Annotated in this window: 10 protein-coding genes; 3 read left to right on the top strand and 7 right to left on the bottom strand. The window is 64.7% G+C overall.

Annotated features, from left to right (window positions below; all coding sequences use genetic code 11):
* Positions 1-82 precede the first annotated feature (82 nt).
* From frr to rpsB, 4 genes are all read right to left on the bottom strand, one after another.
* Positions 83-643 (bottom strand): ribosome recycling factor, encoded by a 561-nt coding sequence (gene frr / locus HV711_RS07950; RefSeq protein ID WP_013588796.1) that lies wholly within the window; start codon positions 641-643, stop codon positions 83-85.
* Between the two features lie 98 nt (positions 644-741).
* Positions 742-1,455, bottom strand: a complete 714-nt coding sequence (pyrH, locus tag HV711_RS07945; protein WP_006048674.1) for a UMP kinase — start codon at positions 1,453-1,455, stop codon at positions 742-744.
* 216 nt (positions 1,456-1,671) lie between these two features.
* On the bottom strand, positions 1,672-2,553 hold the full coding sequence (tsf, locus tag HV711_RS07940) for a translation elongation factor Ts (RefSeq protein WP_013588797.1): 882 nt from the start codon (positions 2,551-2,553) through the stop codon (positions 1,672-1,674).
* Positions 2,554-2,755: 202 nt separating this feature from the next.
* Positions 2,756-3,508, bottom strand: a complete 753-nt coding sequence (gene rpsB, locus HV711_RS07935) for a 30S ribosomal protein S2 (RefSeq protein WP_013588798.1) — start codon at positions 3,506-3,508, stop codon at positions 2,756-2,758.
* A gap of 550 nt (positions 3,509-4,058) precedes the next feature.
* On the opposite strand from rpsB, the gene map reads away from it, so the two are divergent.
* From map to HV711_RS34075, 3 genes are read left to right on the top strand one after another with little or no spacing between them, the layout of a single operon-like run.
* Positions 4,059-4,868, top strand: a complete 810-nt coding sequence (gene map / locus HV711_RS07930) for a type I methionyl aminopeptidase (protein WP_013588799.1) — start codon at positions 4,059-4,061, stop codon at positions 4,866-4,868.
* 30 nt (positions 4,869-4,898) lie between these two features.
* Positions 4,899-7,478: a [protein-PII] uridylyltransferase gene (locus HV711_RS07925; RefSeq protein WP_035477460.1), complete on the top strand. Its 2,580-nt coding sequence runs from the start codon at positions 4,899-4,901 to the stop codon at positions 7,476-7,478.
* Between the two features lie 6 nt (positions 7,479-7,484).
* Complete coding sequence (locus HV711_RS34075; RefSeq protein WP_082201377.1) at positions 7,485-9,506, top strand: pseudouridine synthase; 2,022 nt, start codon at positions 7,485-7,487, stop codon at positions 9,504-9,506.
* Between the two features lie 130 nt (positions 9,507-9,636).
* On the opposite strand, the gene def is transcribed toward HV711_RS34075, so the two are convergent.
* The 3 genes from def to HV711_RS07905 form a co-directional block, all read right to left on the bottom strand.
* Entirely contained in the window at positions 9,637-10,170 is a 534-nt protein-coding gene (gene def / locus HV711_RS07915; protein WP_015003089.1) for a peptide deformylase, read from the bottom strand.
* Complete coding sequence (ligA, locus tag HV711_RS07910; RefSeq protein WP_035477462.1) at positions 10,167-12,233, bottom strand: NAD-dependent DNA ligase LigA; 2,067 nt, start codon at positions 12,231-12,233, stop codon at positions 10,167-10,169. Before ligA ends, def begins: the two co-directional genes overlap by 4 nt.
* 186 nt (positions 12,234-12,419) lie before the next feature.
* Positions 12,420-13,730: a cell division protein ZipA C-terminal FtsZ-binding domain-containing protein gene (locus HV711_RS07905; RefSeq protein ID WP_013588805.1), complete on the bottom strand. Its 1,311-nt coding sequence runs from the start codon at positions 13,728-13,730 to the stop codon at positions 12,420-12,422.
* Between the last annotated feature and the right edge of the window lie 23 nt (positions 13,731-13,753).

The following is a 13,753-nucleotide window of genomic DNA, read 5'->3' as shown; positions in this document are numbered from 1 at the left end:
CTTCACGACTTGGACTTCAGGCGCGCCCCGGCTACACAGTAACGCCGGAATACGCCGGCGTTCTGTTCGGAGCCTCGCAGCCTTATACCGTCATGATCTCTGCTTCTTTGGTCGCGACGAGTTTGTCGATTTCCGCGACGAACTTGTCCGTCAGCTTCTGCACGTCGTCGCCTGCACGGCGCTCGTCGTCTTCCGAAATTTCCTTGTCCTTCACGAGCTTCTTCAGTTGCTCGTTCGCGTCGCGGCGCAGGTTGCGCACGGCGACCTTGGCCGTTTCCGCTTCACTCTTGACCACTTTCGTCAGTTCGCGGCGGCGCTCTTCGGTCAGCGCGGGCATCGGCACGCGGATCACATCGCCCTGCGTGGCGGGGTTCAGGCCGAGGTCCGACTCGCGAATCGCCTTTTCGACGACCTGCACCATTTTCTTTTCCCACGGCTGCACGCCGATCGTGCGTGCGTCGATCAGCGTGAGGTTGGCGACCTGGGAAATAGGCACCGGCGAGCCGTAGTAGTCGCACTGGATATGATCGAGCAGGCCCGTGTGCGCACGGCCCGTACGGATTTTCGACAGATCGTTCTTGAACGCGTCGATGGAACGCTGCATTTTTTGCTCAGCGCCCTTCCTGATATCAGCCACAGACATTTTTAAACCTCCCAACCTTCAAAACGGGCGAGCCGGCCGGCACGCGAGGTATGCGGCGGCCCGGGCTCGCACAAAGCCCACGTTATGTGAACGAGAGTTTACACGTGGACGAGGGTGCCCTCGTCCTCGCCGAGCACGATGCGCTTGAGCGCACCCGGCTTGACGATCGAAAACACGCGGATCGGCAGCTTCTGGTCGCGGCACAGCGCGAACGCGGTGGCGTCCATGACCTGCAGGTTGCGGCCGATTGCCTCGTCGAAGCTGATCGTGGTGTAGCGCGTCGCGCTCGGATCTTTCTTCGGGTCGGCGGAATAGACGCCGTCCACCTTGGTGGCTTTCAGCACGACTTCGGCGCCGATTTCCGAGCCGCGCAGCGCAGCGGCCGTGTCGGTCGTGAAGAACGGGTTGCCGGTGCCGGCCGCGAAAATCACGACTTTGCCTTCTTCGAGCTGGCGAATCGCGCGCGGGCGGATATACGGCTCGACCACCTGGTCCATGCGCAGCGCGGACTGTACGCGCGCCTCGATACCCGCATGGCGCATGGCGTCCTGCAGCGCCAGCGCGTTCATCATGGTGGCCAGCATGCCCATGTAGTCGGCCGTAGCGCGATCCATGCCGGCCGCGCCGCCTGCCACGCCGCGAAAGATATTGCCGCCGCCGATCACCACGGCCAACTGCGTTCCGAGACGGACCACTTCGGCCACGTCCGCCACCATTCGTTCGATGGTCGCGCGATTGATGCCGAAGGCATCGTCGCCCATCAGAGCTTCACCGGAGAGTTTGAGCAGGACGCGTTTGTAGGCAGTGGGCATAGAGGTATCCAGATCGCGCAGAGGGCAACAACAAGGGACTAATGTAGGGGTGAAACGCTGATTCGGGCAAGCGCCGCCAAATTCACGGACCCCGGAGGTCCGCCAACGGCGGCTGCACTGCGAGGATCGACCCGCGTGCAGCCTTGCGGCGCTGCCGACCGCGGCACAGTCTTGCCGTGCCGCGGGTACAACGGTACAGATTGAGACCGGCGATACTTATTGTTGCTTTGCAGCAGCCACTTGAGCGGCCACTTCAGCCGCGAAGTCGTCCTGCTTCTTCTCGATGCCTTCGCCCACCACGAACAGCGCGAACTTCTGGACGCTCGCATTGCCGGCCTTCAGCATCTGCTCGATGGTCTGCTTGTCGTTCTTAACGAACGGCTGGTTCAGCAGCGACACTTCCTTCAGGTACTTCTGCACGCTGCCGTCGACCATCTTGGCGACGATTTCAGCCGGCTTGCCCGATTCGGCCGCCTTCTGTTCGGCGATGCTGCGTTCCTTGGCGATCAGATCCGCCGGCACGTCTTCCGACGACAGCGAAACCGGCTTCATTGCGGCGATGTGCATGGCCACGTCCTTGCCGACCTGCTCGTCGGCGCCCGTGTATTCGACCAGCACGCCGATGCGCGTGCCGTGCAGGTACGCCGCCAGCTTGTTCGACGTTTCGAAGCGCACGAAACGGCGGATGGACAGGTTTTCGCCGATCTTGCCGACGAGCGCGAGACGCACTGCGTCGACGGTCTCGCCGTCGAGCGGCAGAGCCGACAGCGCCGCGACGTCAGCCGGATTCTGCTTCGCCACCAGCTCGGCGATCTTCTTCGAGAACGCCAGGAAGTCGTCGTTCTTCGAGACGAAGTCGGTTTCGCAGTTCAGTTCGACGAGCGAACCTGCATTGCCGTCGATGAACGACGCGACCACGCCTTCAGCCGTGACGCGCGATGCCGCCTTGCTCGCCTTGTTGCCCAGCTTCACGCGCAGCAGCTCTTCGGCGCGCGCCATGTCGCCGTCGGCTTCCGTCAGCGCCTTCTTGCATTCCATCATGGGCGCGTCGGTCTTTGCGCGCAGTTCTGCAACCATGCTTGCGGTAATTGCCGCCATCATTTGCTCCTTGAGTTCCGTCTGTCACACGCCGCCCGCACTTCGATGCCGGCGGCAAGAATTCGTTTCAACGTTACGCGAATTTTTTACGGATAACGCTGAGGGCACCGCTCCAGCCTTGGCCGGCGCCCCGCTACAACGTCGCGGCTTAAAAAAAGGGGGCCTGTAGAAAGCCCCCTTTTTTGCCGGACACGGGGCAGCTTTACGCCTCCGAGTTGACCTCGACGAACTCGTCGCCGTCGTCACCACGGGCAGCCTGCACCACTTCGTTGACCGCGTTCGCACGGCCTTCGAGGATGGCGTCCGCAACGCCAGCCGCGTACAGGGCGACAGCCTTGCTTGCGTCGTCGTTACCCGGGATCACGTAGTCGATGCCTTCCGGCGAGTGGTTCGTGTCGACCACGGCGATAACCGGCACGCCGAGCTTGTTCGCTTCGGTCACGGCAATCTTGTGGTAGCCGACGTCGACCACGAAAATCGCGTCAGGAATACCGCCCATGTCCTTCACGCCGCCGATCGACTTTTGCAGCTTGAGCATTTCGCGTTCGAACAGCAGCGCTTCCTTCTTGCTCATGCGCTCGGTTTCGCCAGCTTCCAGCGCTGCTTCCATGTCCTTCAGGCGCTTGATCGACACCTTCAGCGTCTTGAAGTTGGTCAGCATGCCGCCGAGCCAGCGTGCGTTCACGTACGGCATGCCGGCGCGCTGCGCTTCCTGGGCGATCGTGTCGCGCGACTGGCGCTTCGTGCCAACGAACAGGATGGTGCCGCGATTCGCCGCCAGTTGACGCGCATACTTCAGCGCGTCGTTGTACATCGGCAGCGTCTTTTCGAGGTTGATGATGTGAATCTTGTTGCGATGACCGAAAATGAAGGGGGCCATCTTCGGGTTCCAGAAGCGCGTTTGGTGACCGAAGTGGACACCGGCTTCCAGCATCTGACGCATGGTAACTGCCATGAAAATCTCCGCGAGGGTTGGGTCTTAAGCCGGCTGCCGTATCCGAGGCGCTGCCCTGCACGTCTTGTGCGGTAAGGCTGAGCGCCGCGAACACCCTGGGTGCGCCGGCTTGCGAGTTTGCCGCCTGGTACTACCTGGTACTGCAACATTCGACCCGTGGCTCAGGCGGTAGCGCCACGGGAAGCTTCGAACCGCCCCTTGGCCTCACTAATGGTCGGGTAATTCAAACTCACCACAGCAAAGGCCAAAAAAGGAATCGACTTAGCCAAACATTATAGCATGGGACTATCGGCCGACTCAACCCGCCCGGTAGCTGCCATTGCGGGCCGCGGGTTGCACCCGGCGGTGCCCAGGCGCAATTGAAGGCGTGGACCACGGGCGGGCGCGGGCAAAGCAGGCCTTATCCGCGAAGGTCGCGCAAACTAGGGACAAACCGCCAGCCAGCGGCCCGAAAAGCGCATCCCCACAGCAGCCGAAACCGGGCAAAAGACTGCGGCACGGGGAATATGGTGCGATAATCCCGCAATAAATCGCATTTCAGGCCCGACTCATGGCTATCACGCTCAAAAACGAACACGATATCGCGCACATGCGCGTCGCCTGCAGACTCGCGAGCGAAGTGCTCGACTACATCACGCCGTTCGTCACCGCCGGCGTCACGACCGGCGAACTCGACCGCCTGTGCCACGAATACATGCTGAAGGAACAGGGCACCGTGCCCGCGCCGCTGAATTATCAGCCGCCCGGCTACCCGCCTTACCCCAAGGCCACCTGCATCTCCGTGAACGACGTGATCTGCCACGGCATTCCGGGCGAAAAAACGCTCAAGAACGGCGACGCGCTCAATATCGACATCACCGTCATCAAGGACGGCTATTTCGGCGACACGAGCCGGATGTTCATTGTCGGCGAGGGTTCGATCCTTGCAAAACGCCTCGTGCAGACTACGTTCGAATGCATGTGGCTCGGCATCGACCAGGTGCGCCCGGGCGCGCATCTCGGCGACATCGGCCATGCCATCCAGAAACACGCCGAGGCGCAAGGCTACAGCGTGGTGCGCGAGTATTGCGGCCATGGCATCGGCACGGTGTTTCACGAAGACCCGCAGATTCTGCACTACGGCCGCCCCGGCACCGGCCTCGAACTGCAGGCGGGCATGATCTTCACCGTCGAGCCGATGATCAACGCCGGCCGCCGCGACATCCGCACCATGCCGGACCAGTGGACCGTCAAGACGAAAGACCGCAGCCTCTCCGCGCAATGGGAACACACGGTGCTCGTGACGGAAACCGGCTATGACGTGCTGACCGTCTCCGCCGGCACGCCCGCGCGCCCGCCGGTCGTCGCCGCCACGGCCTGACCGCATTCGTCTCTTTACCGCCCGCCGCTCATGAGTAGTGTTCCAGCCGTCGCCCCATCGCATGCCACGTCGCTCAAGGCGGATTACAAAGTGGCCAAAGCCCAGTTGCTGGAACGCTTCAGGACCGCCACGAACGTCGAGGCGTTGATGGCGGCGCTTGCCCGCACCACCGACGACTCGCTGCGCGCCGCCTGGAACACCTGCGAACTTCCGGCCGACCTCGCGCTGCTCGCGGTCGGCGGCTATGGGCGCGGCGAACTGGCGCCGCATTCGGACATCGACATTCTGGTGCTGCTGCCGGACGCGCCGCTCGAGCATCTCGAAGCGCGCATCGAGCGGTTCATCAGCCTCGCGTGGGATCTCGGGCTCGAACTGGGCAGCAGCGTGCGCAGCGTCTCGCAGTGTCTCGAGGAAGCCGCTAACGACGTGACCGTGCGCACGTCGCTGCTCGAGGCGCGGCGCATTACGGGCAGCGCCGCCCTGTTCGACGACTTCGCGAGACGCTACCGCGAGGCGCTCGACCCGAAAGCGTTCTTTCAGGCGAAAGTGCTGGAAATGCGTCAGCGCCACGCCAAATTCCAGGACACGCCCTACGCCCTCGAACCGAACATCAAGGAAAGCCCGGGCGGCTTGCGCGATCTGCAACTCATTCTCTGGGTCACGCAGGCAGCGGGTTTCGGCAGCAGCTGGCGCGAACTCGAAGCGCGCGGACTCATCACCGAGCGCGAAGCGCAGGAGCTCAGGCGCAACGAAGGCTTTCTGAAGTCGCTGCGCGCACGCGTGCACGTCACTGCCGGCCGTCGCCAGGACATTCTGGTATTCGACCTGCAAACGCCGGTGGCCGAGAGCTTCGGCTACCAGCCGACCGCGACCAAGCGCGCCAGCGAACAGCTGATGCGCCGTTATTACTGGGCGGCGAAGGCCGTCACGCAGCTCGCGACGATCCTGATCCAGAACATCGAGGCGCAGCTCTTTCCCAACACGAGCGGCATCACGCGGGTGCTGTCGGACCGTTTCGTCGAAAAACAGGGCATGCTCGAAATTGCCAGCGACGACCTGTTCCAGCGCGAGCCGAACGCCATTCTCGAAGCCTTCCTGCTCTACGAGCAGACGCCCGGCGTGAAGGGTTTGTCGGCGCGCACGCTGCGCGCGATCTACAACGCCCGCGACGTGATGGACCAGCACTGGCGGCGCGATCCGGAAAACCGGCGCCTTTTCATGGACATCCTGAAGCAGCCGGCCGGCATCACGCACGCGCTGCGCCTCATGAACCAGACGAGCGTGCTCGGACGTTATCTGCTGAACTTCCGGCGCATTGTCGGCCAGATGCAGCACGACCTGTATCACGTCTACACGGTCGATCAGCACATTCTGATGGTGCTGCGCAATCTGCGGCGCTTCGCGGTCGCGGAACACGCGCACGAATATCCGTTCTGCAGTCAGTTGATCGTCGGCTTCGACCGGCCATGGGTGCTCTACGTCGCGGCGCTCTTCCACGATATCGCCAAGGGCCGCGGCGGCGACCACTCGACGCTCGGCATGGCCGACGCACGGCGCTTCTGCCGCAATCACGGCATCGAAGGCGAAGACGGCGAACTCGTGGTCTGGCTGGTGCAACAGCATCTGACCATGAGCCAGGTTGCGCAAAAACAGGACACGAGCGATCCGGAGGTTATCAAGCGTTTCGCGGAACTGGTCGGCAGCGAGCGCCGCCTGACGGCGCTATATCTGCTGACGGTGGCCGACATCCGCGGGACGAGCCCCAAAGTCTGGAACACGTGGAAAGGCAAGCTGCTGGAAGACCTGTATCGCGCGACGCTCGCCGTGCTCGGGGGCGCGCGGCCGGATGCGCACTCGGAACTCGAGTCGCGGCAGGAAGAAGCGCTCGCGCTGCTGCGCCTCGAAACCGTGCCGGAAGGCGCGCAGAAGACGCTGTGGGACAAGCTCGACGTCGGCTATTTTCTGCGCCACGACGCCGCGGACATTGCGTGGCAGACGCGCGTGCTGTACCGCTATGTCGAAACGCCCGCGCCGATCGTGCGGGCCCGCCCCTCGCCTATCGGCGAGGCGCTTCAGGTGCTCGTGTATGTGAAAGATCAGCCGGATCTGTTTGCCGGCATTTGCGCGTACTTCGACCGCAACGGGTTGTCGGTGCTCGATGCACGCGTCAGCACCACGCGGCACGGCTATGCGCTGGACAACTTCCTCGTCGCACATACCGAAGAGGACGTGCATTACCGCGACATTGCCAATCTCGTCGAACAGGAACTGACGGCACGCCTCACCGGCGACGGCACCTGGTTGCCGGGGCCGTCGAAGGGCCGCCTGTCGCGTCTCTCGCGCACCTTCCCCGTTACGCCGCGCGTCGATCTTCGGGCCGACGAGCGCGGCCAATACTACATCCTGTCCGTGTCGGCCAACGACCGGCCGGGCCTTCTTTATTCGATCGCGCGCGTGCTCGCCGAACACCGTGTCGGCGTCGCGTCGGCGCGGATCAACACGTTGGGGGAACGCGTCGAGGACGTGTTCCTGCTGGACGGGCACGGGCTGTCGGACAACCGGCTGCAAATTCAGGTCGAGACGGAACTGCTGCGCGCGATCGCAGTGTGAGATTTCATGCGAGTCAAATTAACAGCCAAGCATCCGCGGCCGGCTTCGTCCGAACGCGCCCCTGTCCGTAGCGGCAGCGCATCGGCACGCAAGCCGAGCCGGCCGGCGGGACCTCAACCGTCGACGTCGGGCCCCGCGGGGACGCGCGGCCAAGGTGCGAGAGCATCGTCGGCGGGTGGCAAGCGCCCGGCGGGCGCGCGAGGAACCACGGAGCGTCGCGACGAAGGTACTTTTGCGCGTGGCGGCGATGCAGGCGCGGCACGGCGGGTGACGTCGGATCGGCCGCCGCGCCGCGAAAGCACGAGCGGCGCGCCTCAACGCCGCCCGGAGGCGAGCAGTGAACGTGGGACGCGTCGGGACGGCGGTGAGCGAGCGGCGCGTGGCTTTGCCGGTGGCGGCGAGCGCGGCGAACGAGCGCCGCGCCGGAGTGGTGATGAACGCGGCCAGGGCGCTGGGGGGACAGCGGAACGCGGCGGTGAACGTGGACCGCGCCGCTTTGACGATCGTGCAGGCGGTGGCGAACGCGTATCGCGACGTTTCGAGGATCGCGCAGGCGGCGAACGCCCGCCCCGCGGCACGGCCGGCGAGCGCGCCGAGCGTGGACCGCGCCGCTTTGAAGATCGTTCTGGTGGTGGCGAGCGCGGACCGCGACGGTTCGAGGATCGCGCTGGCGGCGAACGGCCGCCCCGTGGCACGGCCGGCGAGCGCGCCGAGCGTGGGCCGCGCCGCTTTGAGGATCGCGCAGGCGGTGGCGAGCGCGCAGCGCGACGTTTCGAGGATCGCGCTGGCGGTGAGCGCGCGCCCCGTGGCCCAGCCGGCGAGCGCGCCGAGCGTGGGCCGCGCCGCTTTGAAGATCGCGCAGGCAGTGGCGAGCGTGGACCGCGACGGTTCGAGGATCGCGCTGGCGGTGAGCGCACGCCCCGTGGCCCGGCCGGCGAGCGCGCCGAACGCGGCGAGCGAAGCTTTGCAAGGCCGGTGAAGAGCGGCTACGGCGAGCGCGCGGACCGTCCGGCACGCGCGCCACGCGACGAACAAAGCGACGGCGGGTCGGCCCGTCGGGAGTTCGGCGACCGCACGGCGGCGCGTAGCGACCGGAGCGACCGCACCGACCGCGGAACACGCAGCTTCGATAAAGCGCCTGCAGCCGCCCGGCGCCGGGCCAATGATAGCGCCCCGCGAGCAGGCAAGCCGCGCAGCACCGCCCCGGCCGGGCAGCACTCGCACGTGGATACGGCCCCGCGCACGCCGCGTCGCGACATCGAAGATGCGCCCGGCACGCTGCGCCTCTCGAAGCTCATGTCGGAACTCGGCCTTTGCTCGCGTCGCGAGGCGGACGAGTGGATCGAAAAAGGCTGGGTGCTCGTCGACGGCGAGCGGATCGACACGCTCGGCACCAAGGTTCGCCCCGATCAGCGGATCGAGATCGACCCGGCGGCCGAAGCCGCGCAAGCGAGCCAGGTCACGGTGCTGATCCATAAGACAGTCGGTTACGTGTCGGGCCAGGCGGAAGACGGCTACCAGCCGGCCATCACGCTCGTCACGCCGGAAAACCGCTGGGAAGGCGACCGCTCGGACATCCGCTTTTCCGTCGCTCACTTGCGCCAGCTGGCGCCGGCCGGACGTCTCGACATCGATTCGACGGGCTTGCTGGTCCTGACGCAAGATGGCCGCATCGCCAAACAGCTGATCGGCGGCCATTCGGAGATCGACAAGGAATACCTGGTGCGCGTCGCCTACGGCGAGCACACCGTCGACGTTGAAAGTCACTTCCCGCCGGAAAGCCTCGCGCTGTTGCGCCACGGCCTTTCGCTCGACGATGTTCCTCTCAAGCCGGCGCAAGTGAGCTGGCAAAACGGCGAGCAGTTGCGGTTCGTGCTGCGCGAAGGCAAGAAGCGCCAGATTCGCCGGATGTGCGAACTCGTCGGCCTTGAAGTCATCGGCCTGAAACGCGTGCGGATGGGCCGCGTGATGCTCGGCGCGCTGCCGCCGGGACAATGGCGCTACCTGGGTCCGGACGAGTCGTTCTGAGCGGTCTTTTCAACCTGTCCGATAACCAGACGGCCCGATTCAGGCCGACCCTCTCATCAAACCCACGCGATCGCGTGGGTTTTTCATTGCCGCGGAACGCCCACCGATTTGCCGCCCGCGAGGCGCAGCATCAATCGTCGCTATTCGGATCCAGGTCCGGAAACAGCACTTCGGTAAAGCCGAACTTCGCGAAGTCAGTGATGCGCATGGGGTACAGCTTGCCGATCAGATGGTCGCACTCGTGCTGCACGACGCGCGCATGAAAACCTTCGGCGACACGGTCGATCGGCTTGCCGTACTGATCGAAGCCATGATATTTGATCATCGAAAAGCGGCTCACCGCGCCGCGCAAGCCCGGCACCGAGAGGCAGCCTTCCCAGCCCTCTTCCATATCCAGAGAGACCGGCGTGATGGTCGGATTGATCAGCACCGTTTCCGGCACGGGCGGCGCATCCGGATAGCGCTCGTTGCTGCCGAACCCGAATATCACCACCTGCAGATTGACGCCGATCTGCGGCGCGGCGAGCCCCGCCCCGTTCGCGTCGTGCATGGTCTCGAACATGTCTTTAATGAGCTCATGCAGTTCCGGCGTATCGAAATGATCGACCGGATCGGCAATACGCAAGAGGCGTGGATCGCCCATCTTGAGAATTTCGCGGATCATGACTGCCCCTCCAGGAGCTTACGCATACCATCTTCGTCGAGTACCGGAATGCCGAGTTCCTCGGCCTTCGCCAACTTGCTGCCAGCTTCGGCTCCCGCCACCACATAGTCTGTTTTCTTCGACACCGATCCGGCCACTTTGGCGCCCGCCGCTTCGAGCATTTCCTTGGCCTCTTCGCGAGCAAGAGTCGGCAAAGTGCCGGTCAGCACGATCGTCTTGCCGGCCAGCACACCTTGCGGCGCCTTGGGCGCGGGCGGACCTTCGGGCCACGTGACTTTGCCCGGCGCGCGCAACTGCTCGATCACCGTGCGGTTGTGCTCTTCGGCAAAAAACTGGTGGATCGATTCGGCCACGACGGGTCCCACGTCGTTGACCTCGAGCAGCGCCTCCACCGAGGCCTCCATGATCGGATCGAGCGAGCCGAAGTGTTTCGCCAGATCTTTCGCCGTGGATTCGCCGACATGCCGGATGCCGAGCGCGTAGATGAAACGTGCAAGCGTAGTGTGCTTGGCCTTTTCGAGCGAGTCGAGCAGGTTCTGCGCGGATTTGTCGGCGAAACGGTCCAACTCCGCAAGCGTCGAGAAGCCGAGGTTGAACAGATCGGCGGGCGTGCGCACGAGGTTCTGTTCGACCAGTTGATCGATGATTTTTTCGCCCAGTCCGTCGATGTCCAAGGCCCGCCGCTGCGCGAAATGCCACAGTGCCTGTTTGCGCTGCGCCGGACAGAACAGGCCGCCCGTGCAACGCGCAATCGCCTCGTCGGGCAGACGCTCGATGCTCGAGCCGCACACCGGACAATGCGTGGGCATGACGAACTCGCGCGCGTCGTCCGGACGACGGTCGAGAAGCGCGCTCACCACCTCCGGGATCACGTCGCCGGCGCGCCGCACGATCACCGTGTCGCCGATCCGGATGTCTTTGCGCCGCACTTCGTCTTCGTTATGCAGCGTCGCATTGGTGACCGTGGCGCCGCCGACGAACACCGGCTCGAGCCGCGCGACCGGCGTAATCGCACCGGTGCGGCCCACCTGCACGTCGATGGCGACGAGCTTCGTGAGCGCTTCCTGCGCCGGAAACTTGTGAGCGAGCGCAAAACGCGGCGCACGCGATACAAAGCCGAGCGCGTCCTGTTCGTCGCGCCGGTTGACCTTGTACACCACGCCGTCGATGTCGTACGGCAGCTTGTCGCGCTTCTCGCCTACCGCACGGAAAAACGCCAGCAAACCTTCCGCGCCCTTCACGACCGCGCGCTCCGAATTGACCGGCAGGCCAAGTTCCTTGTACCAGTCGAGCAGTTCGCTATGCGTGGCCGGCATCTCCATACCGTCCAACACGCCAATGCCATACGCGAAGAACGACAGCGGCCGTTGCGCGGTGATCTTCGGGTCGAGCTGGCGCAGGCTGCCCGCGGCGGCATTGCGCGGATTGGCGAACTCCTTATGGCCCGCCGCACGCTGCCGTTCGTTCAGGCGCTCGAAGTCGCGCTTGAACATCAGCACTTCGCCTCGCACGTCGAGTATGTGCGGCACGCGCTTGCCCTTCAGTTTGAGCGGAATGGAACGAACGGTGCGGATGTTTGCCGTGACGTTCTCGCCGGTCGTGCCGTCGCCGCGCGTGGCGGCCTGCACGAACACGCCGTCGACATAGCGCAGCGAAATGGCGAGGCCGTCGAATTTCAGCTCCGTCGCATAGTCGACCGGCACCGGCGGTTCCTTCGCATTGTTGCCGAGCGCATCGCCTACGCGTTTGTCAAACGCGACGATGTCTTCGTCGGCGAAACCGTTGTTGAGCGACAGCATGGGCTGATCATGGACGACGGGCTCGAAGCCGCTCGCCGCCTCGCCGCCCACCCGCTGCGTGGGCGAATCCGGCACGATCAGATCCGGATGCTGCGCCTCGATGCTTTCCAGCTCCTTGAACAGCTTATCGTATTCCGCGTCGGGCAAGTCGGGCTGGTCCAGCACGTAGTACGCGTAGTTGGCGCGTTCAAGTTCCGCGCGCAGCCACGCGGCACGCTCGGCCGGAGCGCTGGATGCTGGGTTCGAGGCGGTAGTTCGAGCCATGCTGTAGAACGCTTCTTTGAATGAAATCGGACAGTGGATTATCGCAGGAAGCGTTCCCCTTTACATCGGCCGAATGGCCAGGTTTCGGGCGGTACGCGAGCGCGCTATAGTCGGCGCGTTGGCTTGTCCGAAACGACAACGGCCGCGCATCGCGCGGCCGTCGGGCACACAGATAACGCCGGTGACTTACTGGCTGAAGAGGCGGCGCGTGGCCGGCGAGCCTGCCGGAATGCCGGCCTGCTCGAGCTTCGCGTAGAGCGTCATCAACTGCTTTTCGATGGCGAGCAGTGCGGCCTCAGGCAACGGGCGGCGGCCGTCGTCCACCACCCGGCCGCCGATGCGCTCCGCCAGCGACTTCGCGTAGTCGCACATCAGGCGGAACGGCAGGATGTCTTCGTCGGCCACGGGCACGTCGAGCACCAGCGTGATCATCTGGCCGCCCTTGTAGGTGAGGTCGTCGCGCAAAAAATTGGTGTCGCCGAATTGCAGCATGAACACGGGGCTCTGCCGCGCGTCGAGCTTCACGAAACGCGTGCCGTCGCGCGAGAGCAGCAGACCGTCTTGCGACGCGACGGCCTGCACGTAGTTGGCCGACCAGGGCGCGCCGTCCGAGAGCACGTTGATCGACAATTGCGCGTCGCACTGTGCGGCGAAGCCGTCCAGTTCCCGCGCCATCGCCACGGTTTCGAGCATGTCCGGAAATTCCGGCGATGCGTCGAGCGCGTCGGCGAACTGCTGCACGCCGGTCACGAACTCGGAGAACTCCAGTTCGTTGAGCGCGCCGCTGCGGTTGGCAAGCTGCGCGGCCGCGCGCAGCTCTTCATAACGCGCGCCGTTTTGCAGAAGCTCCCAGGCCCCGCCTTCTAGCTTGCCTTCGATATGCACCGGCTTGCTGCCCGCGCGACGCAGACGCTGCGCGAGCGGAATCACCTTGTCGCCCGCAACCGGTCCGTTCAGACGAATCGGCACGATGCAATCGATGCGCCGGTCGACGATGGCGGGCGGCGCCGATGAGATCGTGGTGGCCGCGGGCATTATCGGTTCGATCTGCTCGTCGGGCTCGCGCGGCGCCTCGCCGGCGGGTCGGGCCGCCGTTGCGTCTTTGCCGGTTTCGTCCGGCGCGGCATGCTGCTCGTCATCTTCATTCACACCCGCGACAAAGCCGTTCGGCGTGGTGGTTTCCGCCTGAATATCCGCCGGTGTGTCGAGCGGCGCCGCGCCCACAGGCGCGCCAAAAGTCGGCTCGACGCGCGCCGACGCCGTGTCGCCGGCCGCATCCGCACCGACCACCGGCTCGCGGCGCGTGGTCGGCCGGGCCGGTTCGATGAACGGGCTCTGTTCCTCGTGCTCGTCGCGCGCGAAGCTCTCCGCCGCGTCCGCCGGCATCGGCCGCGGCATCTTGCGGCGCACCTTGGCGCTCTGCCACGCGTTGTACACGACCACGCCCCCGACCACCACGGCACCCGCGCCGATCAAACCGAGTGTCAACTCGTCCATGCATGCTCCATCAGCAATTCTTT

Origin of the sequence: Paraburkholderia phenoliruptrix (assembly GCF_902859825.1) — a bacterium.
Taxonomy (GTDB): domain Bacteria; phylum Pseudomonadota; class Gammaproteobacteria; order Burkholderiales; family Burkholderiaceae; genus Paraburkholderia; species Paraburkholderia phenoliruptrix.
The sequence above is the reverse complement of the archived record's forward strand: the minus strand, read 5'-3'. Positions and strand labels throughout refer to the sequence as shown.